The organism is Streptomyces sp. NPDC088554 (assembly GCF_044752945.1).
Taxonomy (GTDB): Bacteria; Actinomycetota; Actinomycetes; order Streptomycetales; family Streptomycetaceae; genus Streptomyces.
On the sequence record NZ_JBIVMF010000011.1, the window covers coordinates 144,352 to 166,079 of the forward strand.

Here is a 21,728-nt window from a genome sequence, read left to right on the forward strand (position 1 = left end):
AGCGTTCCATTATTTCCGCCATAAAATAAAATGAGGGTTCGGCCCTGGATACGATGAAACCGGACCGGAAGCACTTTCATGATCATGGACGCAGGAAACGCGGGGGACTTGAACATGTCTGGCGCAAGTTGGGCACCGCTCACCCCCGCCGAGCGCGCCGTCGCGATCGAGGTGCTGACCCACGGCCCGGTCTCGCGCACCGAGATCGCCGGAAAGCTGAACCTGTCGGCCGGCAGTCTGACCCGGCTGACCAAGCCGCTGCTCGAATCGGGCCTGCTCGTCGAGGACCCGGCGGTGGCGTCCGCCGCCGTGGCCGGATCCACCCGTCAGGGCCGCCCCTCCCAGCCGCTGGACATCGTCGCGGACTCCCGCTATTTCGCCGGGTTCAAGATCACTTCCGATAGGGTCCACGGCGTCGTCACCACCCTCAAGAGCGACATCGTGGCGACCAGGGCCGCGCCCCTGCTCACCCGTGACCCGGAGGATGTCGCCGATCTCGTACAGACGATGACGGAGGGCTTCGTCGCGGAGTTCCCCCGGCTGGCCGGGATCGGCGTCGGGATCGGCGGCCAGGTCGTGGGCTTCGCCCGCGCGGTCGCGTCCTCCTTCCTGGACTGGACGGATGTCCCCTTCGCGGAGCTGGTCGAGCGGCGTACGGGGCTGCCGGTCGTCGTCGAGAACGACGTGGCGGCCCTCATCGAGTCCGAGGCATGGTTCGGCGCCGGGCGCGGCCTCGACCGCTTCGCGGTGCTGACGATCGGCGCGGGCATCGGTTACGGACTGGTCATCGGCGGCCGGCTGATCCGCTCGTCCGACGACGGCCGGGGCATCGGCCGCCGCTGGATCGTGGACCCCAACGGCCCGCTCACCCCCGACGGGGAACGCGGCAGTGCCGTATCCCTGCTGACCGTCCCCAGCATCCGCTATCAGGTCCGCGCCGCCACCGGCCGCGACCACGGTTACGAGGAGATCCTGGCCCTCGCCGCCGCCGGGGACCCCATGGCCGCCCGTGTGGTGGACGAGGCCGCCCGCGCGCTGGGGACCCTGGTCGCGCAGATCTCGAACTTCGCGATGCCGCAGAAGATCCTGCTCGCCGGGGAGGGCGTCGGACTGGTCGAGGTGGCGTCCCCCGCCATCCACGCCGCCATCCACGCCAACCGCGATCCCCTCGCGGAACCGGTCGTCCTGGAGACCAGGATCGCCGACTTCGACGACTGGGCCCGCGGGGCGGCCGTTCTGGCCATCCAGGTCCTGGTCCTGGGCCGGCCGAGGGCATAGCGGACGGGGGAGTACGGGGCGGGATCAGCGACTCGGCAGGCGCGCGCCCAGCTCCGTGGCCGCCGACCGGAGCAGCGGAACCATCGCGACCAGGTCGTCCAGGGTGCGGCGGAAGGCCGGGGCTGCGGTGGAGAGGGCGGCGAAGACGTCTCCGCCGGGGCGGAGGATGGGGACGGCCACCGCCCGGAGGCCCGGGTGGTGTTCCTCGTCGGCGGTGGCGTAACCGCGTTCGGCGGCGAGACGTACCGCCTCACGGAGCTGGTCGCGGTCGGTGATGCTGTTCGGGCCGTGCGGTGTGAGGTCGACGCGGTCGAGGAGGTCGTCGCGTACGGCGTCGGGCGCGAACGCCATGAGGACCTTGCCCATCGAGGTGCAGTGCAGGGGACCGTGGCGGCCGGGCTCACTGCGGACCCCGACCGTGAGGGGACCGTCCACGTAGTGCACGTACAGATGGCGCGTCCCGTCGAGGACGGACATCAAGGTCGCCTCCTCGGTCTGCCGCGTGACCCGCTGCATGACGGGGAGCGCTGTCCCGGCGAACCCGTAGGCCCGTCCCGCCTGTTGGCCCAGTTGGAAGAGGCGCAGGCCGGGGCGGTAGCGCTTGCCTGCTGGTTCGAACTCCACCAGGCCCTCCCGGCACAACGTGTTGACCAGCCGGTGTGACGTACTGACGGGCACACCACTCTCGCGGGCCAGCTCCGACAGTGTGATGCCGTGCGGATGGTCGCCGACCAGGAGCAGCAGCCGCACCGCCCGGCCCACGACATCGGCGGGAACGCCGAGGTCGGAGACACCGGATGTGAGGGCGTCGTCGGTGGGGGCGTCGTCGGTGTGCACGCCGACAAATTACCTCAGTGGTTGACATCAAGGTCCTCCGATGAGCACGATATTTCCATTGGATGGATACTCTTTCCGCTGAGTGGAAAGAGTGGATGGTTAATAGGTAGCTGTCGTCATAGGTAGCCGAGGAAGGCCGAGCATGAGTCACCCGCTCTTCGACATCGGCGGTCGCGTCGCGCTCGTCACCGGCTCCAGCCGGGGCATCGGCCGTGCGCTCGCCCAGGGACTGCTGGAGGCGGGGTGCGCGGTCGTCCTCAACGGCCGTGACGAGACCGCGCTCGAACGCACCCGGCAGGAACTGGCCGACAGCACGGGCGGCACCGTGCTCGCCGAGGCTTTCGATGTGACCGACCCCGCCTCCGTCGTCGACGGCATCGCCCGTGTCGAGGACCACGCCGGGCCGATCGACATCCTGGTCAACAACACCGGGGCCCAGCACCGCGCGCCCCTGACGGAGTTCGCCGACGAGGACTGGTACCGCCTGCTGGACACCAATCTCACCAGCGCCTTTCTCGTGGGCCGCGAGGTCGCCCGCAGGATGACCCCGCGCGGCCACGGCAAGATCGTGAACGTCTGCTCGCTCCAGAGCGAGGCCGTCCGTCCGGGCATCGCCCCGTACGCCGCCACCAAGGGCGGCCTCAAGCTGCTCACCAAGGGCATGTGCGCCGACCTCGGCCCCGCCGGCATCCAGGTCAACGCCCTGGGCCCCGGCTATTTCCGTACCGAACTCACCGCCGCGCTCGTCGCGGACGAGGAGTTCAGCTCGTGGGTACGGGGCCGCACCCCGGCCGGGCGCTGGGGCGAGGTCGAGGATCTGGTCGGCGCGCTGGTCTTCCTCTCCTCCCCCGCGTCCGACTTCGTCAACGGCCAGATCCTGTACGTCGACGGCGGGATGCTCTCCGTCCTGTGACCACGGCCCTCCGAGTGCCCACGGCCCGCTGACTGCGGGCTGCCGACCGCCTCGCCCGACCCTCAGGAGATATCCACCATGCGCGCATGTGTCGTCCACGGAGCCAAGGACCTGCGGGTCGAGGAGCGCGACCCCGGGACCCCCGGTCCGGGCGAGATCGCCGTCTCCATCTCGCTCGGCGGGATCTGCGGATCCGATCTGCACTACTACCACCGGGGCGCGGTCGGTGACTTCCGGCTCCGGGAGCCCATGGTGGTCGGCCATGAAGTCGTCGGCCATATAGCCGAGTTGGGTGCCGAAGCCGAAGCCGAAGCCGAAGCCGAAGCCGAAGCCGAAGCCGAAGCCGAAGCCGAAGCCGAAGCCGAAGCCGAAGCCGAAGCCGAAGCCGAGGGAGCGGGCGCGGGAGCCGAGGGAGCGGGCGCGGGCGCGGGGCTCGCCGTCGGGACCCCGGTGGCCATCCACCCCGCCACCCCCTGCGGAAGCTGCCGCGAGTGCGCCGAGGGCCACCGCAACGTCTGCGCCCACACCCGCTATCTGGGCAGCGCCGCCCGTATGCCGCATGTCCAGGGCGGCTTCGCCCAGCGCGTGATCGTCCCCGCCGACCAGGTGCGGGCGCTCCCCAGCGGGCTGAGCATGCGCCGGGCCGCACTCGCCGAACCGCTCGCCGTGGCCCTGCACGCCGTACGCCGCGCGGGCGATGTCGCGGGCAAGCGCGTCCTGGTCACCGGCGCCGGACCCATCGGCCTGCTGGTCGTCGCGGTGCTGCGGAACGCCGGGGCCGCCGAGATCATCGTGAGCGACCTCCTCGACGAACCGCTCGCCCTGGCCACCCGCGTCGGCGCCACCACGACCATCCGTGCGGACCGCCCCGGGGAGCAGGAGCGCGCCCAGGACGCCGACATCGCCATCGAGGCATCCGGTGCCCCGGCCGGGCTGCGCACCTGCGTCGAGCGGATCCGCCGCAGCGGCACCCTGGTCCTGCTCGGGCTGCTCCCGCCGGGGGAGGTCGGCTTCCTGGGGAACGTCGTCGTCACCCGCGAGATCACCGTGCGCGGCTCCTTCCGCTTCGACACCGACTTCGACGACGCTCTCGCCCTGCTGGCCGACGGCCTGGACGTCGAGCCCGTCATCACCCACACCTTCCCGCTGGATCGGGCCTCCGAGGCATTCGACCTCGCGGGCGACCGCACGGTCGCGTCCAAAATCCTTCTCGATCTGCACAGCCAGCCCCTCCCGACGGCGAACTGACGACTGCGAACCGAGAGAGCTGAAAACCGAGAGAGCTGAGAACTGAGAACCACGAACTACGTGTTGTGTTGTGCCTTTGCGGAGAACACACGCCCCGCTCGCGCGGAATGTGACTCCGCACCCCCGCGCCCCCGCACTTCACTCGAACGTGGTCCCCTCCCCTGATCCACCGCCCACCGCGAGCGCCGCCGGGAGATCGGCCCGGCGGCGTATGCCGAGCTTGCGATACGTGCTGGTCAGATGGGTCTCGACGGTCCGCAGGGCGAGGTGCAGCAGCTCGGAGATCTCGGCGTTGGTACGGCCGTCCGCCGCCAGCGCCGCGATCCGGCGCTCGCTGCCGGTCAGCGCGCCCGTGCCGGTCAGCCGGGTGTCCCCCCGGCGGGCGCCGCCCGCGCGGAGCGCCTGTTCGGCGGCGGTCCTGAGGTGGACGGCGCCGATACGTTCCGCGAGGGCGGCGGCCTCCCGGAGCAGGGGGCGGGCCTGGCGCGACTGCCGGGCCGCGATGAGCTGACGGCCGTGGGTGATCAGGGCGGCGACCAGCTCCGTATCGAGACCGCTGCCCCCCGCGTCGGCGAGGCCGCCGACCAGCGAACCGCGCAGGCCGCCGCCCGCGCCCCCCGCGCGCATCGAGTTCCGCAGGCTGTCGACAGCCCCTCCGGTGAGTTCCAGCCCGCGCCTGCCCCCGGTGGCCGCGCCCAGCACCCGCAGAGCACGCCCCAGCACCCTCGGTGTGCCCCATACCGCGGCGAATCGATACTCCTCCTCGGCCAGCAGCAGCGCCTCCTCCGGTCTGCCCAGCGCCAGATGGCACTCCGCCGCGGCCGAGCGCCATGGCGTGACGACCGGGCTCACCACATCGCGGGTGTTCTGACGGCGACCGCACTCCAGGAAGTCGTTCAGCGCTCCGGACCGGTCGCCGACAGCCGCACGCAGCACTCCGCGCGCGTAGAGGTACCGGTTGACCTCCCAACCGTCGTGCGCGTCCTCGACGTTGACCCCGGCGACGAGCCGCTCCGCCTCGGGCCCACGGTCCGCCCGTACCAGCGCCATGACCACATGCGCGAGGGGGTTGCTGGCACCGACGAAACCCACCCCGGAACCAACAGCCCCAGCAGCAGCACCAACAACACCGGCAGCACCGCCCCCCGCTCCCGCCGCCGCGGTCGCCCCCCACGTCAGCACCCGTTCGTCCTTCCCCCGGGCCGCCGCCGTGTCCATCCGTACGTTCAGCAGCGCCCTGTGCGCCGGGTGCAGCGGCGAGAGGCGGTACTCCGTCAGGCCCGTCCGTACCAACCGGTCCGCGTCGTCCAGCGCGTCCGCCCACTGCGCCACCGTCGCGGCGGTCACCAGCAGATACGGCATCAGCGGCGGTTCCTCCCGGGCCGCCAGCAGCTCCCGGATCCGCTTCATGGCACCCGCCGCCGACACCAGGCCGGCGGACGCCTCGTACCGCACCAGCAACACCCGTACCGCCGGGCTGAACAGGTCCGGGGACCGCCGCTCGGTGTCCCGCAGCCCGGCGTAGACATCGCGCCGGATCGCGCTGTCCTGGTCGGAGAGGAGCGCCGACGCGGTCTGTACGGTACGGGCGAGCACCGGGTCGTCCGGCAGCCCGCCGAGATCCCGCAGTACGTCGAACGCGGCCCGTGCCTCGCCCCGGTGGGCCAGCGCCGTGGCCAGGGTGACGGCGGGCATGGCCCGGTCCCGGGGCAGCTCCAGCAGGTGGAGCGCCTCGGTCAGCCGGGGGATCCCGGCGGAACGCGCGGTGGCGAACTCCAGCGAACCCAGCTCCGTGAGCACCCACGCCCGGTGCTCCCGCTCCATCGGCTCGTCGAGCGCGCGCCGCAGATAACCGGCCGCGTCCACGGCCCGGCCCGCCCTGGACGCGCTCGCCGCCGCCTCCGTGAGGGTGCGCGCGGCCCATGGCACGCCGGTCGGGGGCGTACGCAACAGATGGCCCGCGACCGCCTCGGCCCGGTCGCCCCTGCGGTGCCGGAACTCGGCCGCGGCACGGTGCGTGGCCTGCCGTTCCGACTGGGGCCAGCCGTCGAGAACCGCCTCCCGCAGCAGCGGGTGCGCGAAGCGCGGACGGCCGTCGCCGGGGTGCCGGCGCAGCGGTCCCAGCCGGATCATCGCGGTGATCCAGCCCGCGACCCGGGCGGGGTCGGCGCCGGACGCCTCGGCGAGCAGCTCATGCCCGGCGAAGCCGCTTTCTCCGTACGAAGAGGACGGCAAGGACGGGGAAGACGGCGGACCCGGCGCGGTCGGCGCACCCGAAGAGGCCGGTGCACCCGAGGAGGGCGGCGAAGGCGGCGAGGACAGCGCGGCCAGCGGGTCCGGCAGGGAGAGCGCGGACCCCGGACCCTCCTCCCCGGCCCCCTCCGCGCACTCCAGCTCCGCCAGCGCCCGCGCCACAGCCGTCGTCCCGGTCCCCGCGCACCCCAGCCACCACGAGACGGCCGCGGCGAAGGCGCCCGGGTACAGATCGGCGCAGCTCTCCGGCAGCGCGACCCCGGGCGCGCCGCCGTCCGGGACCACGGCCCGCAGATCGTCCAGCAGCGCGCGCAGCAGCAGCGGGATGCCCGCCGCGGCCCGTACGCAGCCGTCCACCCACGGCTCCGCCGCGTCCGCCCCGAAGACCTCCCTGACCTCGGCCGCCGCGGCGTCCCTGCCGAGCGGCGCCGACGCGTGGACCCGTACCAGCACAGGTGACAGACCGTGCGCGAGCCCCGGCGTGGGCGGGGCGATGTCGTATTGACCGCGCTCGGTCACCACCAGCAGTACGGGTACACCGCTGATCCGCCGTGCCGCCTCGGCCAGCCAGCGCCGGGAGTCCGGGTCCGCGAGATGGACGTCGTCCACGGCGAGCAGGAGCGGCGACTCCTCCGCGTACGAGCACATCAGCCGCCAGAGCCGGGCCGGATAGCCGAGGTGGTGCGGGGTGTCCGGGGGGTCGTCGTCGGGGCCGAAGTCGTCGGGCGGGTCGAGCAGTTGTCGTACGGGCGCGAAGGCGATCCCGGGGTCCGCCGCCGAGCAGCGCACCTCCAGCACCCGCATGCCCAGCTCCGCGCCGTGCTCGGCGGCGGCCTGGAGCAGAGCGCTGCGGCCCGCCCCGGTGGGGCCGCGGAAGAGGAGCAGCCGCCCCGATCCGGCCGTGGCGCGAGCGGCCTCGGAGGCCAGCAGGGCAAGAGCGTCGTCGCGTTCGAAGAGCTTGGTGATCATCGATGTCTCCTTCCGGTTCCGTAGACCGGTTCTCATCTCCGTTGCCTGATTCCCGCGCTCCCGTTGCCTGTTGTCCGGCCCGCGCCGATACCGACAGGCGCGTCGCCGAGCGCGTCGATAAACCGCGTCAACAGCCGCATCGGCACCCAAAGCCCGTATCAGCACCCGAGCTCGCGTCAGCGGCCACGCCGACAGCCGCACCGACAGCCGCACCAACAGCGCTCATGCTCGCGCCGCACACCCCGCTCGATCGCACGGTCGAACCTTTGGTCGTGCGTTCGATCTCGTGGTCGATCTCGTGGTGATCCACGATTGCGGCCGGTGCCCCGTCGACGGGACGGTAGGAAGCGTTCGTTCCGTTGAGACAAGGACGTAAGGGAATGGTTTTGCCCGTTCGAACCAGGATCCCGGTCGAGGTCCACGCGTCGGACCCGCTCTCTCTGGCCGGAGCCACCAGCCAACTGCGCCTCCAGCCCGAGGTCGAGCTGATCGAGGGAAGCACCGGCAGACCCGGAACCGTCGCGATCCTCCTGGCCGAGGCGCTCGACGAAGCCACGCTCGCGCGGCTCAGACGTCTCGTACGGACCGACGGCACCCGGGCCGTCCTCGTCACCGGCATGCTCCGCGAGGCGGAGCTGCTCCAGGTGATCGAGTACGGCGTCGGCGCCATCGTCTGGCGCCGTGAGGCCACCGGACACCGGCTGCTCCAGGCCGTACTCGCGGCCTCCCGGGGCGACGGCGACCTGCCCGCCGATCTGCTCGGGCGGCTGATCACCCGGGTCGGCATCATGCAGCGCTCCACGTCGAGTCTGCCCAACACGCCGGCGTCCGGTCTGGCGCCACGCGAGGTCGATGTGCTCAGGCTGGTGGCCGAGGGGATGGACACCGGGGAGATTGCCAGCAAACTGTCGTACTCCGAACGCACCGTCAAGAACGTGATGCATGGCCTGACGACCAGGCTGCAACTGCGCAACCGGGCCCACGCGGTGGCGTATGCCCTCCGCGAAGGCTACATCTGATGGTACGTACCTTGGTCAAGGGCCCTTCGGGCAGTCGGCGCTGCACCTGAACCGTCCCGGGGATGCCTCCCCAGTCCTGTGCGGACCGGGCCATGATCGATACAGGGCCCACCCGGTCAGGGAACGGCCGGTCCCGGTCGGCCCCGGTCGAACCCGATCGGCGAGCAGCCGGCCCCCTGACGGAAATCGAAGGGCACGAACAGCGTGATCCACGAGGTGGACGACGTCCTCCAGAGGCTCCTGACCGGCGGAGCCCTCGCCGGTTCCGGCGTCGAGGTCACCTTCGACGCGCCCACCCGCGACTGGGCGGCCCGGCGCAACGCCCCCACCATCGACGCGTATCTCTACGACATCCGCGAGGACGTCGCCCGCCGCGAACGCGGCGCGGTGGCGGTACGGGACGACCGGGGCACCGTACTGAAGCGACGGCAGCCGCCCCGGTGGTTCCGGCTGGCCTATCTGGTCACCGCGTGGACCAAACGCCCGCAGGACGAACACCGGCTGCTCTCCGCCGTACTCGCCACCCTGCTCCCGCACGAGATGCTCCCGCCCGGGGAACTGACCGGTGCGCTGGCCTCGTTGGGGCTCTCCATCCCGCTCACCGTCTCCGGGCAGGCCACCGAGGCGCGCTCACTGGCGGACATCTGGTCGGCGCTGGGCGGGGAGCTGAAGCCGTCCCTCGACGTGGTCGTCACCGCGCCGTTCCCGGCCTTTCCCGAGTACGACGCGGGCCCGGCCGTCACGGAAGGGCTCGGCGTCCGGGTGCGCGGCGCGGCCGAGGAACTCGGCGGCAGCCCCACGCGCTTCCACGCCCCACGCCACTTCGGCGGCAGCTTCCCCACCCGCCCCGGTACGCCTGCGGAAACGGTGTGAGCGCCCCCCTCCTGGAGCGGCTGGCCCGACTGCGCGCCGCCGTCGCGGCCCTCGTCGAGCGGCGCCGTGCGACCGACCCGACGGCGGAGGATCCGCTGCGGGGGCTGTATCTGTCGGACGAAGCGGTGGAGCACGCGCTGTCGACGACCGGGAACCGGCCGCACGTACCGTATGACGGGAACCGGCCGCACGTACCGTATGACGGGAACCGGCCGCACGTACCGTATGACGGGAACCGGCCGCACGTACCGTACGAAGAACCCAGGAGCGCCCCCCTCACCCCCTTCACCTCCCTCGACCCCCTGCACCACCTCGGGCGCCGTCTGCACCTCACCGACCTGGACCTCCGGTTCCTGCTGATCGCGCTTGCCCCCGATCTGGACCGCTCCTTCGAGCCGCTGTACGGCTACCTCAACGACGACGTCGGCCGTCGCCGGGCCACCATCGGGCCCGCGCTCGATCTCTGCGGGGAGTACGTGTACGACGCGGCGCCCCGGGCCCGGTTCCACCCGTCCGCGCCGCTGGTCGCCCTGGGGCTGGTCGTGGTGGAGGAGCCGGAACGCCCCTTCCTCAGCCGCTCGTTGCGGGTGCCCGACCGGGTGGTGGCTCATCTGCTGGGCGACGACACGCCGGACGCCGTGCTGGCCCGTACCGTGAAACCGCTCCCGGTCCCGGCCGCGCCCGCCGCCGCGCCCGACCCCCTGATCCCGAAGCTGGCCAAGCGGCTGACGGCCGGGCCCGTGACCGTCTACCTGCGCGAGCACCGGGACGGCGAGGGGCTGGCCTGCGCGGTGGAGGCGCTGGGCGCGGCAGGACTGGAGGCGCTGCACCTGACCCCGGACCCGGTACCGGATCCGGTGCCCGCGTCGACGCCGGATCCCGCCCCGTACCCCGAACTGCTCCGGGAGGCGCGGCTGACCGGCCGGGCCGTCGTGGTGACCGCGCTGCCCGGGAGGCCGGAGGCGATGCGGGAACTGGTCCGGGCGCTGGCGGTGGACGATGTGACGGTCCTGCTGGCAGGCGTACGCCCGTACGACCCCCAGTGGTACGACGGCGCGCGCGACCCGCTCGTCCTGGACGCTCCGCGCCGGCGCGCCGGCGATCTCGGCGCCTGGACGGAAGCGCTCGGCGCGTCCGCCGGGGAGCCCGGACCCGAACTCGCGCCGGTGGTCGCCGCCTACCGCCTCGGCGGCGCCGGTATCGGCCGCGTGGCACGGGCCGCGCTGGACCGGGCGGACTTCGACGGCACCCCGCTCACCGCCGACCACCTGCGGCTCGCCGCCCGCCAGCAGTCCACCTCCGGGCTGGAGCAGCACGCCCGCCGGATCCGGCCCGACGTCGGCTGGCAGGATCTGGTCCTGCCCGAAGAACCCCTCGCCCACCTGCGGGAACTCGCCCTGCGCGCCCGCCATCGCGACCGCGTCCTCGGCGACTGGCGGCTGAGCGCGGGCGGCGGTCGCGGCCGGGGCGTACTGGCGCTGTTCGCGGGCGACTCCGGTACGGGAAAGACGCTCTCGGCCGAGGTGGTCGCGGCCGAACTGGGGCTGGACCTCTATGTCGTACAGCTCTCGTCCATCGTCGACAAGTACGTCGGCGAGACCGAGAAGAACCTGGAACGCGTCTTCACCGAAGCCGACCGTACGGACGCCGTGCTGCTCTTCGACGAGGCCGACGCGGTCTTCGGCAAGCGCTCGGAGGTCAAGGACGCCCATGACCGGCACGCGAACATGGAGAGCGCCTATCTCCTCCAGCGGCTGGAGTCCTTCGACGGGATCGCCCTGCTGACGACCAACCTCCGCGCCAACATCGACGAGGCGTTCACCCGCCGGCTCGATCTCATCGTCGACTTCCCCTTCCCCGACGCTGCCCAGCGCCTCGCCCTCTGGCACCACTCCCTCTCCCACGTCCCGCACGACCCCACACTGGACCCGGGCCCCTGCGCCCGCGACTTCGAACTGGCGGGCGGCTCGATCCGCAGCGCCGTCGTCACCGCCGCCTACGCGGCGGCGGGCCGGGGCGAACCGGTCACGGTGACGGACCTGCTGGCGGGCGCGCGGCGCGAGTACCGCAAGGCGGGGCGGCTGGTGATGGACGACATCAGCTGGTGAGCCGGGCTCAGCGACGCACAGTCGCCTGGATTTCGTGAGTCAGTGCGGACCGCTCGGGCATCGAACCTGCGATCCCTTCCGCCGCATCAAAACTTGTAGTTGGTAATCATGGCGTTGCCGAAGACGTCGTAGACCGACGCATACCCCTGCTTCGAATCCTTCCAGTCGGCAAAAGCCTTGACCACTGAGGCAGCAGCCGTCTGCGGGTCCTTCACCTCTGTCTTTCCACCGTTGATGTCCGTGGAGATATAAGCGTTGCCCGTCTGTTCGTCCCACTCGCCAATGACGCGCTGCACCCGTCCGACCGCCTCCTTCTGCTGCGCGGTGCCGTGCTCATCGACCCAGGAGCGGAACTCCTGAGCGTTCTTCTTCGACTGTGTCTCGTCCGTGTCCGCGGGTAGTTTTTCCACCACTCCCATCTTCTCGGGCTCTGGAGTGCTTTCGACACTGCAAGCTGTAGTTCCGGCGATCAGGGCAACACCGAGCGCAAAAACGGCAGCGGCATGGGGGGTGCGCTTCACAGAGGTTCTCCATCATGTGCTTGGGGTCAGATGTGAGATACAACGGTATCGGCGCCCCGGGTCTGGGGCGCCGGTACCGGTCGGATTGCCGGGTCAGAACTTGATGGCATCCGCCTTGTCGTTCCAGCTACCGCCATAAGGATGTTCGATGGATGTGAGATTCGGCCACAAGGTGTACCCCGCAGCCAGAATCACGATGGGGTCAGGCAATCCGGTACGGAAGTCGTACAGCGTGACCCCTCGCTGTGGCCGGTTGACGTATGCAGAGCTGGCCTTGTCCCGGAACGACGGTGTGTACTGGTCGAGATGGCGAGTCTTAGCCTGATCGTAGGTCGGCCACTGCAAGCGCCTGCCAGAATAGTTTGAGTTCTGCCAGAGGCATACGTAGGAACTGGGACAGTCCGAGTATTTCCGGCTCGTCAAGGCTTGTTTTGCTCCAGCCCGAGTCTCCGCCGTGGGTGCGTGGGTAGCGAGGTATTTGTTGGACTCCGCATTACTGTCAAAACACTGCATCGTGCCGTCTTCCGACACCTCAACACAGACGTCCGCACCGGCCCAGCCCGATGCCGGATCAACCTTCTCGCCTTTGTAGTACATGTCCACTTTGTCGGCGGCATCCGCCTCTGCGTGTACCTTTTCTTCCGCCTCGGGCGTGAGTACGTCCGAGACGAACTCGGGAATTGAGCCCGTGTCGTCAACCGCCAGAGACGGAACGGCGGTGACGCCGGTCAATACCATCGACCCAATGGTCGAAATGGTCAAAATGGTGTGCATGCGCATGAAAGTCCCCCTCTTCTCGTCATGCATAGAAAAACGGAAACGAAACGTGTCGGGGCACCGATCGCTGACCCACGATCGGGCGAAACGTAAGACGCGCCGCGAAATTACGGACACGGCAACAGATCCCACCGCATGCTCACGCAGGCGCGGCTCGCATTCCCCCATCGTGGCCATATAGCCGGCACGCGCCAAAGCTTCTTGGGCAAGCTTTACCCAAGAAGCGGTCCCCCCCCCGCTTCCCCGTTTCGTTTCAACCAGGCCGCCAGGCTAGAGCGACGAATCTCGATTAGCCACTCAATTCCCAAGGAGTTGCGAAGCGGCTGATCAAAAGCACATTCCATTCAACGCTCTGTCAATGCCGCAGTACAGCCAGTTTCCAGCCGGGACCAACAAGCAATCCCAGCCACTAGCCAGACGCGACCCTGCCGCCTACCGGCCCAGCCACAACACTTTCGCCCGACTCGGAACATACGAACAGTCCCACCGGCTCCGGGATGGAACCACAGGGCTCGGTGTGGCGCGAGGAGGAGGGCTCGGCGGGTGCCGAACTCGCTTTCCTGGAGCGCCTGGGCGAGCGAGGTGATGGCGGCGAGCAGGAACGCCGGGTGCGGACCGGCGGCCACCTTGGAGTCCCGGACGGGAACGGCGCCGGGCATGTTGCCGACGATCTCGACACGCTGGCCGCCGGTGGAGTTGCTGTACGTCCTGGCCGCCTCGCCGGCGCGCTTCGCTGCCGGGGGGATCCGTTCGTACGCGCCTCTCTGGAGCGGGAGTTGGGTGCCGGAGGGCAAGCGGATCGGGACATCCACCGCAGTCGTGGCGCCCTCGCCGGGCATCTGACGCAGTCGTGAGGCGCCAAGGGAAGGATTCATACCGATTTGGACGTTCTGTCGTTACCGTCGCACAGATGGCGAGTTCTGGCGGAATTTTCGCCTGAACCGCTCAAGATGTTGTCGAATTTTCATCGATTGAGCGTTCAAACCTTCACTTGAAGAGCACTTGGTCCACTACTCTTTCACCCAGTCGCAACAACCGACGCTATGGCCCCAGTTGGGCGCCCGCGTCGCTATCGCCCCCCGCGACCCCCAACTTTCTCAGGTCATAGGACACGTACCCGGTCCCGTTCCCGATCAGGGGCCCATGTACGCAGGCCAGGCAACGCTGGAGGCAAACTGCGCATGCCAGAGATAAGCGGTGCCGACCCCACACGGCCCACCGAGCAGAACCCCCCGGCCGGTACTCCGGTGCCCGGTACCCCGATGCCCGGTACTCCGGTACGAGGTGAGCGCCCCGCCGGCCCATCGGCGAGGTTCGCAGCGGGACTGGCGGCGGCCTCGCTGTCGGCCGTACCCGCGACAGGAAACACAGCAGGAAACACAGCAGGAAACCCCATAGGAAACGCGGCAGGCGCGGCGTCGGCCGTGCAGCTTCCCGGGGCGCCCAAGAGCCTCTCCCCCTGGGGAGGCAACACCGGCCAGGGAAAGGAAATCGCACGGTCGGGCACCCCCGGGCCGCCCCCCAGCGCCGATCCCTCGGACGTCATGCTCTTCGCCGATCCGCCCGCCGCCACCCCGCCGCCCGGCGCCCCCGCCGGGCTCGGTGGCATCGGTGGGCTCAGCCTCGGCGCCCCGGCCCCCACCTCCTCGTACGGAACCTCGTACGGAACCTCGTACGGATCCTCGTACGGTGACGGGCACCCGCCGAGCGACGTGCCCTGGAACCAGGCGGCCCTCGACGAGCAGCGGCCGAGCCGGGCCGGACTGGTGCGGAACACCGTGCTGCTCGGCGTGGCCACCCTCGCCTTCGGCGTCATCCTGGCGCTGGTCGCCGGGCCGACCCAGAACAACGCCGACCGGGCCGCCGCGCCTGTGATCGGCTCCAACGGGCGTGGCCTGCCCGCCGATCCGAGGAACCCGGACACCGCGCCGGGCGATCTCGCGGAGGCGTCCGGAGAGGACGGGCAGACCTACTCCGACGAGAGCGGCACCACCTCGGGCCTCCAGCCGGACGATGCCGGTGGCAGTGCGCTGACGGGCTCGTCCGCCTCGAAGGGCAAGACGGCGGACGGCACGTCCGGCGGGAAGTCCGACGAGAAGACCGGCGAGAAGTCGGACGCGAAGCCCGACGGCGAGAAGGGCTCCGGCTCCAAGGACGACGCGGACAGCGGGGACAAGGGCAAGGGCAAGGACAAGGACGACTCGGATTCCGAGACCCGTCCCGGTTCGGGCTCCGGTTCCGGCGGCGGAAACACCCACACGCCCCCGCCCGCGACCTCCCGCCAGCGCGCCGTACAGTCCATCAACTACCCGGACCGCTACTGGAACGTACGGGACGGCCTCGGCTATCTCGACAGGGTCAACCGGGGTTCGGCGCTCTACACCGTCATCGACGGGCTCGCCGACTCCGACTGCTACTCGTTCTCGCTCGGCAACGGACGTTATCTGCGCCACTACAACTTCCGGATCCGCGCCGACTCCGACAACGGCAGCGCGATCTTCGAGCAGGACGCCACCTTCTGCCCCCGGGAGAACCCGTACAGCGGCACTGTGATGCTGGAGTCGAAGAACTTCCCGGGCCGCTACATCCGGCACCGCGACTACCAGCTGTGGGTGGACCCGTTCAAGTACAGCCAGGAGTATCTGGCGGACTCGTCCTTCCGGTTGGTTTCGAAGTAACACCACACCTTCCGCACGCAAACGAACTCCGTTCCCTCGGGCCGGAGTTCGTTTGCGTGCGGCTCCTTTTGCGTCCACCGCATCCATTGACCGGGTGATGCGCCCGTGCAACTCTCACGAATGGGAGCGCTCCCACCTCATCCCCCTCATGAGAGGCCCCCACATGCCCTCACGTGTCTCCGCCGTCCTGCTGTCCGCGGCCCTTCTCCTCGGCGCCCTCTCGTCCGCCGGAACGGCGACCGCGGCCCCCACCGCCGGGACCACCGCCGTCCGCGCCAACCAGCTCGGCTACCTCCCCGCCGGCCCCAAGCGCGCCACCGTCGTCAGCACCTCGCCCACCCCGCTCACCTGGCAGTTGCGCGACGCCGCCGGCGCGGTGGTCGCCTCGGGCCCCACCACCGTTCGCGGGTCCGCCGACGCCGCCTCGCGCGACATGACGCAGACGGCCGACTTCTCGTCGTACACCGGCACCGGCAGCGGATTCACACTCGCCGTCGACGGGCGGACCAGCCCCCCCTTCGCCATCCGCGCCGGGCTCTACGACGGCCTGCGCTCGGACGCCATGTCCTTCTTCTACCAGCAGCGCAGCGGCATCGCCATCGAAGCCTCGCTCGCGGGCGCGGCCTACGCGCGACCCGCCGCGCACCTGGGCGTCGCGCCCAACAGGGGTGACACCAGCGTCCCTTGCCAGCCGGGTGTCTGCGATTACAGCCGTGATGTACGGGGCGGCTGGTACGACGCCGGGGACCACGGCAAGTACGTCGTCAACGGCGGCCTCTCCACCTGGCTCCTCGTCAACTCCTTCGAACGAGCCAAACGCGCCGGTACGGACGCGGCCCTCGGCGACTCCACACTCCGGATCCCCGAGCGCGGCAACGGCGTACCCGATGTCCTGGACGAGGCGCGCTGGGAGCTGGACTTCCTGATGCGGATGCAGGTCCCGGCCGACAAACCGCTCGCGGGAATGGCGTTCCACAAGATGCACGACGCGAACTGGACCGCCCTGCCCACCCGCCCCGAGCGGGACGCCGAGCGCCGCGAGCTGCACCGGCCCTCCACCGCCGCGACCCTCAACCTCGCGGCCGCCGCCGCCCAGTGCGCCCGCATCTACGCCCCGTACGACTCCGCGTTCGCCGCCCGCTGCCTGGACTCCGCACGCCGCGCCTGGACCGCCGCGCGCGCCAACCCCGGCCTGCTCGCCCCCGACTCGGACGGCACGGGCGGCGGAGCGTACGGGGACGCCACGGTCAGCGACGAGTTCTACTGGGCGGCGGCCGAGCTGTACGCCACGACCGGCGAGACCGTTTACCGCGACGCGGTCACCTCCTCGTCCTGGCACACCTCGGGCGGCGCCTTCACCCCCTTCGGCTTCGGCTGGGCCGATACCGCCGCGCTCGGCCGTATCGCCTTGGCCACCGTCCCCACCGGCCTGCCCGCCTCCGACACCGCCCGGCTGCGCGACTCGGTGACCGCCGCCGCCGACGGCTATCTGGCGACCATGTCCGGCCAGGGGTACGCCGTTCCGATCCCCGCCTCCGCGTACGTCTGGGGCTCCAACGGCCAGGTCGCCGACAACGCCATCGTGCTGGCCGTCGCCCACGGGCTGACCGGTCAGCAGCGCTACCGCGCCGGGGCGCTGGAGGCGCTCGACTACCTGCTCGGCCGCAACACCCTCGGCCAGTCGTACGTCAGCGGTTACGGCACCCTCGCCGCCCGCAACCAGCATCACCGCTTCTGGGCACGCCAGTACGACGCGTCGCTCCCCAACCCGCCGGCCGGTTCGATCGCGGGCGGCCCCAACTCCGGCCTCCAGGACCCGGTCGCGGCCCAGCGACTGCCCGGCTGCGCCCCGGCGGCCTGTTACGTGGACGACATCGGGTCGTACTCGACCAACGAAGTGGCGATCAACTGGAACGCTCCGCTGGCCTGGCTCACCCAATTCGCCGCCGAATAAGGCCGAACAGGGCTTGAACAGGGCGGAGCGGGGCTTGAACAGGGCGGAGCGGGGCGCGAAAGGGCGCGGAAAGGTATGGAAGGGCGCGGAAAGGTATGGAGGGCGCGGAAGGAGGGGCCACGGCACGAAAAAATGGCGACGTGGCGAAATTTGGTCGCGCTGGTTGTTGAGCAGGGCTGACAAGGTGTCATAATGTCTCCGTGTAGCCCTTCGTGCATCCCCCGTCGCGAAGGGCTACACCTCTGTCCGCGTGGTTCCCGCCTCCACGCGCCCCTACCTCGCGCCTTCCCCCCCGGCCATCGTCTTCGTGCGTACGTCCCCGTCCTCCGGGCACGCCGAAGTTCTCACACGAACAAGGGACTCCCCTCGTGGTCCCCTGTCCGTGTTTTTTCGAGTTAACAGTGACGCAGAGTGTATGCGCAAGCCCACCGGCCATCTTCGGAGCCGCTCTTGGACATCCCCGCACATCCCCGTGGCCCTTCCCGCGTGGTCCGTTACAGTACGAACGGCGGACGTGAACGTGGCGGACGTGAACGGGGGGTCAATGGAGACCGGCGAACAGCACGCGCCACAGCTGAGGACGCTGCGGCAAAAGGTCGAGTACATGGTCGAGAAGACCTTCCCCGGCCAGAAGATCTCCGGACGGTTCTTCGCCGATCTGGTCAAGGAGCGCGGCGGTTCGCTGTCGCACAGCTACTTCTCGAACATCCTCGCCGGGAAGGTCACCCACCCCTCCGAGGACATCCTCAGAGCGCTCGGACTGGGTTTCGGCGTGGACTGGCGCTTCTTCAAGGAGGAGTCCGAGGTCGTCGACGACGTCGTCGCCGGACTCCAGTTCCTGGCCAAACGGCGCACCGGCGAGATCAGCGGTGTCGCGGCCCGTGGCCTCGACGACGGCGGGCTCCCGCCCGAGCTGCTGAGCTTCGCGCTCGCGCTGCTGGAGGAGTCCCGGGCCGGCCAGGAGCCACAACCCGGACAGGAATCCGGACAGAAGCCGGGGCAGGGATAGGGGCAGGGGTCCGGGCGGGGAGACGAACCGGGACCCGGGCGGGGAGACGAACCGGGACCCGGGCGGGAATCGGAATCCGGTGCCGGGCCCGGATCGGTGCAGGGCAGAGAGAAAACGACGGAACCGGACCGGAACCGGACACGTAGCCGAATGCGTGTCCGTGTCCGTGACCGTTGGCTACAATCCACTGCCCTCACGTCACCACCACGCGCGCGCACCCGATTCACCGATTCAAGAGGCAGGTCACCATGTCCCTGCGCGAGCTGCGGAAAGAGTGCGAGGCCGGACTGGCCGACCTCCCGATACCCGTGCCGTTCAGCATCCCCGGGCTGGTGGCCAACATGGAAGCCGTCAGGGGTCGTACGATCACGCTGCACGAGCTGCCCGACCAGCTTGCCCGCGTCAACGCCGCGTGCGGGCTGCGGCTCTCCTCCGGCACCACCAGCGTCGTGCTCTACCGGCGGCGCCCGACCGAGTACCAGACGCAGCACGTCATCCTGCACGAGCTGTGCCACGAGTGGTTCGACCACGGGACGACCCTCGACGCCGAGCAGCTCAGGAAGTTACTGCCGGTCTTCGACACCTCGCTGATCAACCGCGTGATCGCCCAGCCCGGCGCCACGGTCCAGGCCCGCGCGCAGTACGACACCCACGACGAGCGGATGGCCGAATTCGGCGCCTCCCTCATCCCCCGGATCGCCAGGGACATGACCAGCGATGACATGGTGGGACGCCTCGCCCACTCGCTCTCCAGCCCTGTCGCCCGGCTGCGTGGGGGATTCTTCCGCCGCAACGCGTAGACCTGGGCGGGGCCGCTGGGGCTCCCGGTCTCCGCTCCCGGGCCGTGAAGGGGCTCCTCGGGCCTCCCTGGGCTCCCGCGGGCTCCCTGGGCTCCTCGCGGTCGTAAACCGGGGCCCGTAGAACCGTTTCGTACCGTAGGACTTTCGTACGGTAGGGGGCCGTTCCCGCCATCCGTCCGTATGCCCGTCCGTACCGTATTGGCCGTACGTCCGTACATCCTCCTGCCCGCCCGCTATCACCCCGAGGGAATCTCCCCGTGCCCCCGCTAGACCTCGCCGGCTACCTCATAGCCGGCCTGATGACAGTCGTCACCCTGTGGCGGATGCCCGCCGCGCTCCGGGGCGACGAGGAAGACAGACGGCGCCGGGCCCTGTGGGGCTGCTACGCAGGGTTCACCGTCGCCCTGTGGACCAAGACGAGCGTCGTACGGCTGGGGCTCAACAACAGCCCCGTCACCGATCTCGCGGTGCTGATCAAGCACTACACGGCGACCATCGCGATCCTCGCCATCCTCAGCTACATCGTCGCCATCTACGGGCAGTACCCCGAGGGCGGGGAGATCCCCCGGCACGTACGCTTCGCCCGGCTCGTCCAGCATCTGGCGGCCAAGGCGTCCGTCGCCACCCTGATCCTGCTGGCCGTGCTCTTCTTCACGGTGGTCGACCGCTCCGTACCCTCGGACCGGTTCGTCTCCGACCACGCGGGCGAGTGGGGCGCCACCCTCTATATGACGGTGTTCTACCTCTACTTGGGCGCCGCCTCCGCGATCTGCGCCTACCAGTGGGCGCTGGCCACCGCCGCGACCACCCGTGGCCATCTGCGGGTGGGGCTGGGGATGATGACCGCCGCCATGTTCATCGGCGTCGCGTACACCGTCAGCCGGACCCTGTTCCTGTGGATCAGCGTCATCGACACCCCCGGCGACCACTTCGCGCTGCTCTTCGACGAGGTCACCGAGGGCTCGCAGATCGTGCTGTTCGCCCTCTTCGCGCTGGGCGCCTCCGTGCCCGCCTTCAGTACGGGCTGGCGCCGGCTGAAGCTGCGCCGGGCACAGGCCGCGCTGCACCCGCTGTGGAGCGAGCTGATGGCCGCCTTCCCCGACCAGCCCTTCGAACCGCCCGCCTCGCTGCTGCGCGAACTGACCCGGTTCGACATGCCCGTCGACATCTGTATCGACCGGTGGGCGGCCGATATCGCGGACGCGGTGGAGAAACTCCGGCACTACGTTCCCGACAGCCTCCTCCCTGCCGCCCAGCAGGCCGCCGCCGCCGACACACCACTTCCCGACAAGGCGGGACCGCTCGCCGACGCCCACTGGATCAGGGCGGCCCTCGCCGCCATGACGAACGGCGCGCCCGCCGGAAAGGCGGCGGCCATCGGCGCGAACCACGCGACCGACCAGGACGGCGAAGTCGCCTGGCTGGTACGGGTGGCGACGGCGTACCGCACGATCAGCGACGACAGGACCCGGGGGCTTCTGGACGCTCTGGGCGCGCCCGATGGTTCGACCGCTCCGCTTGCTCCGAACACCCCGAACACCCCGAACACCCCGACCGCTCCGACCGCTCCGACCGCTCCGAACACCCCGAACACCCCGAACACTCCGACCGCCCCGAACACTCCGAACACTCCGAACACTCCGACCGCTCCGAACACTCCGGAAACCAGGGAGACGACCGCATGACCCCCTCCACTTCAGTTGACCCGGTCGAGGACCTGACCCGGGCCCAGTTCGTCGCCCGCGGGGTCACGGACGTCCTCCAGCCCCGCAATGTCATCCTCGTCGGCATGCTCGGCATCGGCCTGGCGGCGGCGGGCGACTGGACCGGGCTGCCGTGGGGGCTGCTGGCCGCCCTGTGCGCCGGGCTGATACCCGCCGGATACATCGAGTGGGAGCGCAAGCGCGGGACGTGGGGCGACCGCCATGTCGTGGACCGCACCAAACGGGCGCCGATCTTCCTCGTCATCCTCGGCTCGATCGGCGCCGGTACGGTCGTGATGGTCCTGGGCGGCGCCCCGACCGGCATCCTCGTCACGATGCAGGCCCTCTGGGCGATGACCGTCATCCTGCTTCTGGTCAACACCGTGTGGAAGATCTCGGTGGACTCGGCGGTCGCCTCGGCCATCGTGGCGCTGCTCGCCGCCGTGCACTCGCCGTGGTGGCTGCTCGCGTACGCCATGACGATCGCCGTGTGCTGGTCGCGTGTGGTGCTGGGCTATCACACGGTCGCGCAGACGATCGCGGGCGCGGGCCTGGGCGCGGCGACCGCGTCGGCGTTTCTGCTCGTCTGACGGCTGCTTGGCGCCCGGGGTGTCCCCGGGCACCTGAGGGGTGTGCCGCGGGTTCCCGGGTGTGCCGCGGCGCGTGGCCCTGGTCGCGGTCCACCTCGATCCACTGGCCGAGGCCGCCGGGGTGGATGGTGGAGATGGCGTTCTTGAGGGAACCGTTGCCCTCCCCGGTCTTGAAGATACGTGACGGCCTGGTCGACC

At 70.3% G+C, this 21,728-nt stretch carries 16 protein-coding genes and 1 pseudogene; 12 read left to right on the forward strand and 5 right to left on the reverse strand.

Translation table 11 applies throughout. From position 1 onward, the window contains the following. The first annotated feature begins 114 nt into the window (after positions 1–114). Complete coding sequence (locus tag ACIP8W_RS15245) at positions 115–1,278, forward strand: ROK family protein (protein WP_401955194.1); 1,164 nt, start codon at positions 115–117, stop codon at positions 1,276–1,278. A 24-nt stretch (positions 1,279–1,302) separates the two neighbouring features. On the opposite strand, the gene ACIP8W_RS15250 is transcribed toward ACIP8W_RS15245, so the two are convergent. After that, entirely contained in the window at positions 1,303–2,115 is an 813-nt protein-coding gene (locus tag ACIP8W_RS15250; RefSeq protein ID WP_401955196.1) for an IclR family transcriptional regulator, read from the reverse strand. A gap of 142 nt (positions 2,116–2,257) precedes the next feature. Here ACIP8W_RS15250 and ACIP8W_RS15255 point away from each other — a divergent pair, with 142 nt between their 5' ends. Together ACIP8W_RS15255 and ACIP8W_RS15260 are read left to right on the forward strand one after the other, a co-directional pair. Further along, positions 2,258–3,028, forward strand: coding sequence for an SDR family oxidoreductase (locus ACIP8W_RS15255; protein WP_401955198.1), 771 nt, complete (start codon positions 2,258–2,260; stop codon positions 3,026–3,028). 78 nt (positions 3,029–3,106) lie between these two features. Then, the gene (locus ACIP8W_RS15260; protein WP_402203257.1) at positions 3,107–4,276 is read left to right on the forward strand and encodes an L-idonate 5-dehydrogenase; all 1,170 of its coding nucleotides are present in this window, start codon (positions 3,107–3,109) and stop codon (positions 4,274–4,276) included. 138 nt (positions 4,277–4,414) lie between these two features. Here ACIP8W_RS15260 and ACIP8W_RS15265 read toward each other — a convergent pair whose 3' ends face one another. After that, positions 4,415–7,498 (reverse strand): AAA family ATPase, encoded by a 3,084-nt coding sequence (locus ACIP8W_RS15265; RefSeq protein WP_402203259.1) that lies wholly within the window; start codon positions 7,496–7,498, stop codon positions 4,415–4,417. A gap of 380 nt (positions 7,499–7,878) precedes the next feature. Between ACIP8W_RS15265 and ACIP8W_RS15270 the strand changes: the two genes are divergently transcribed. The 3 genes from ACIP8W_RS15270 to ACIP8W_RS15280 all read left to right on the forward strand — a co-directional run bounded on the left by ACIP8W_RS15270 (position 7,879) and on the right by ACIP8W_RS15280 (position 11,498). Beyond that, complete coding sequence (locus ACIP8W_RS15270; RefSeq protein WP_402203261.1) at positions 7,879–8,517, forward strand: LuxR C-terminal-related transcriptional regulator; 639 nt, start codon at positions 7,879–7,881, stop codon at positions 8,515–8,517. 204 nt (positions 8,518–8,721) lie between these two features. Further along, entirely contained in the window at positions 8,722–9,390 is a 669-nt protein-coding gene (locus ACIP8W_RS15275) for a DUF4255 domain-containing protein (RefSeq protein WP_401955208.1), read from the forward strand. Then, positions 9,387–11,498: an ATP-binding protein gene (locus tag ACIP8W_RS15280; RefSeq protein ID WP_402148408.1), complete on the forward strand. Its 2,112-nt coding sequence runs from the start codon at positions 9,387–9,389 to the stop codon at positions 11,496–11,498. Before ACIP8W_RS15275 ends, ACIP8W_RS15280 begins: the two co-directional genes overlap by 4 nt. 86 nt (positions 11,499–11,584) lie before the next feature. Here ACIP8W_RS15280 and ACIP8W_RS15285 read toward each other — a convergent pair whose 3' ends face one another. The 3 genes from ACIP8W_RS15285 to ACIP8W_RS15295 all read right to left on the reverse strand — a co-directional run bounded on the left by ACIP8W_RS15285 (position 11,585) and on the right by ACIP8W_RS15295 (position 13,671). Further along, entirely contained in the window at positions 11,585–12,019 is a 435-nt protein-coding gene (locus tag ACIP8W_RS15285; RefSeq protein WP_401955212.1) for a hypothetical protein, read from the reverse strand. A gap of 93 nt (positions 12,020–12,112) precedes the next feature. Continuing rightward, positions 12,113–12,799, reverse strand: coding sequence for a peptidase inhibitor family I36 protein (locus ACIP8W_RS15290; RefSeq protein WP_401955214.1), 687 nt, complete (start codon positions 12,797–12,799; stop codon positions 12,113–12,115). A gap of 341 nt (positions 12,800–13,140) precedes the next feature. Continuing rightward, a complete protein-coding gene (locus ACIP8W_RS15295) occupies positions 13,141–13,671 on the reverse strand; it encodes a DUF397 domain-containing protein (RefSeq protein WP_401955216.1) in 531 nt (176 codons plus the stop codon). A 549-nt stretch (positions 13,672–14,220) separates the two neighbouring features. On the opposite strand from ACIP8W_RS15295, the gene ACIP8W_RS15300 reads away from it, so the two are divergent. The 6 genes and pseudogenes from ACIP8W_RS15300 to ACIP8W_RS15325 all read left to right on the forward strand — a co-directional run bounded on the left by ACIP8W_RS15300 (position 14,221) and on the right by ACIP8W_RS15325 (position 21,530). After that, positions 14,221–15,474, forward strand: coding sequence for an AbfB domain-containing protein (locus ACIP8W_RS15300; protein WP_402203264.1), 1,254 nt, complete (start codon positions 14,221–14,223; stop codon positions 15,472–15,474). Between the two features lie 163 nt (positions 15,475–15,637). Next, positions 15,638–17,428: a glycoside hydrolase family 9 protein gene (locus ACIP8W_RS15305; RefSeq protein WP_402203266.1), complete on the forward strand. Its 1,791-nt coding sequence runs from the start codon at positions 15,638–15,640 to the stop codon at positions 17,426–17,428. Positions 17,429–17,972: 544 nt separating this feature from the next. Beyond that, a complete protein-coding gene (locus ACIP8W_RS15310; protein ID WP_401955341.1) occupies positions 17,973–18,437 on the forward strand; it encodes a hypothetical protein in 465 nt (154 codons plus the stop codon). Between the two features lie 248 nt (positions 18,438–18,685). Further along, positions 18,686–19,237 carry a toxin gene (locus ACIP8W_RS15315; RefSeq protein WP_401955342.1) on the forward strand — a complete coding sequence of 184 codons (552 nt, stop codon included), beginning with the start codon at positions 18,686–18,688 and terminating at the stop codon, positions 19,235–19,237. A gap of 257 nt (positions 19,238–19,494) precedes the next feature. After that, positions 19,495–20,751 (forward strand): annotated as a pseudogene (locus ACIP8W_RS15320) (MAB_1171c family putative transporter); the annotation flags it as partial. A gap of 167 nt (positions 20,752–20,918) precedes the next feature. Then, a complete protein-coding gene (locus ACIP8W_RS15325) occupies positions 20,919–21,530 on the forward strand; it encodes a hypothetical protein (RefSeq protein ID WP_402203268.1) in 612 nt (203 codons plus the stop codon). Positions 21,531–21,728: the final 198 nt, after the last annotated feature.

Excerpts from the sequence above, each read along its gene's own strand:
- ACIP8W_RS15245 (WP_401955194.1), top strand. The coding sequence starts at position 115 with ATGTCTGGCGCAAGTTGGGCACCGCTCACCCCCGCCGAGCGCGCCGTC.
- ACIP8W_RS15255 (WP_401955198.1), top strand. The coding sequence starts at position 2,258 with ATGAGTCACCCGCTCTTCGACATCGGCGGTCGCGTCGCGCTCGTCACC.
- ACIP8W_RS15260 (WP_402203257.1), top strand. The coding sequence starts at position 3,107 with ATGCGCGCATGTGTCGTCCACGGAGCCAAGGACCTGCGGGTCGAGGAG.
- ACIP8W_RS15265 (WP_402203259.1), bottom strand. The coding sequence starts at position 7,498 with ATGATCACCAAGCTCTTCGAACGCGACGACGCTCTTGCCCTGCTGGCC.
- ACIP8W_RS15270 (WP_402203261.1), top strand. The coding sequence starts at position 7,879 with ATGGTTTTGCCCGTTCGAACCAGGATCCCGGTCGAGGTCCACGCGTCG.
- ACIP8W_RS15290 (WP_401955214.1), bottom strand. The coding sequence starts at position 12,799 with ATGCGCATGCACACCATTTTGACCATTTCGACCATTGGGTCGATGGTA.
- ACIP8W_RS15295 (WP_401955216.1), bottom strand. The coding sequence starts at position 13,671 with ATGAATCCTTCCCTTGGCGCCTCACGACTGCGTCAGATGCCCGGCGAG.
- ACIP8W_RS15305 (WP_402203266.1), top strand. The coding sequence starts at position 15,638 with ATGCCCTCACGTGTCTCCGCCGTCCTGCTGTCCGCGGCCCTTCTCCTC.
- ACIP8W_RS15310 (WP_401955341.1), top strand. The coding sequence starts at position 17,973 with ATGGAGACCGGCGAACAGCACGCGCCACAGCTGAGGACGCTGCGGCAA.
- ACIP8W_RS15315 (WP_401955342.1), top strand. The coding sequence starts at position 18,686 with ATGTCCCTGCGCGAGCTGCGGAAAGAGTGCGAGGCCGGACTGGCCGAC.
- ACIP8W_RS15325 (WP_402203268.1), top strand. The coding sequence starts at position 20,919 with ATGACCCCCTCCACTTCAGTTGACCCGGTCGAGGACCTGACCCGGGCC.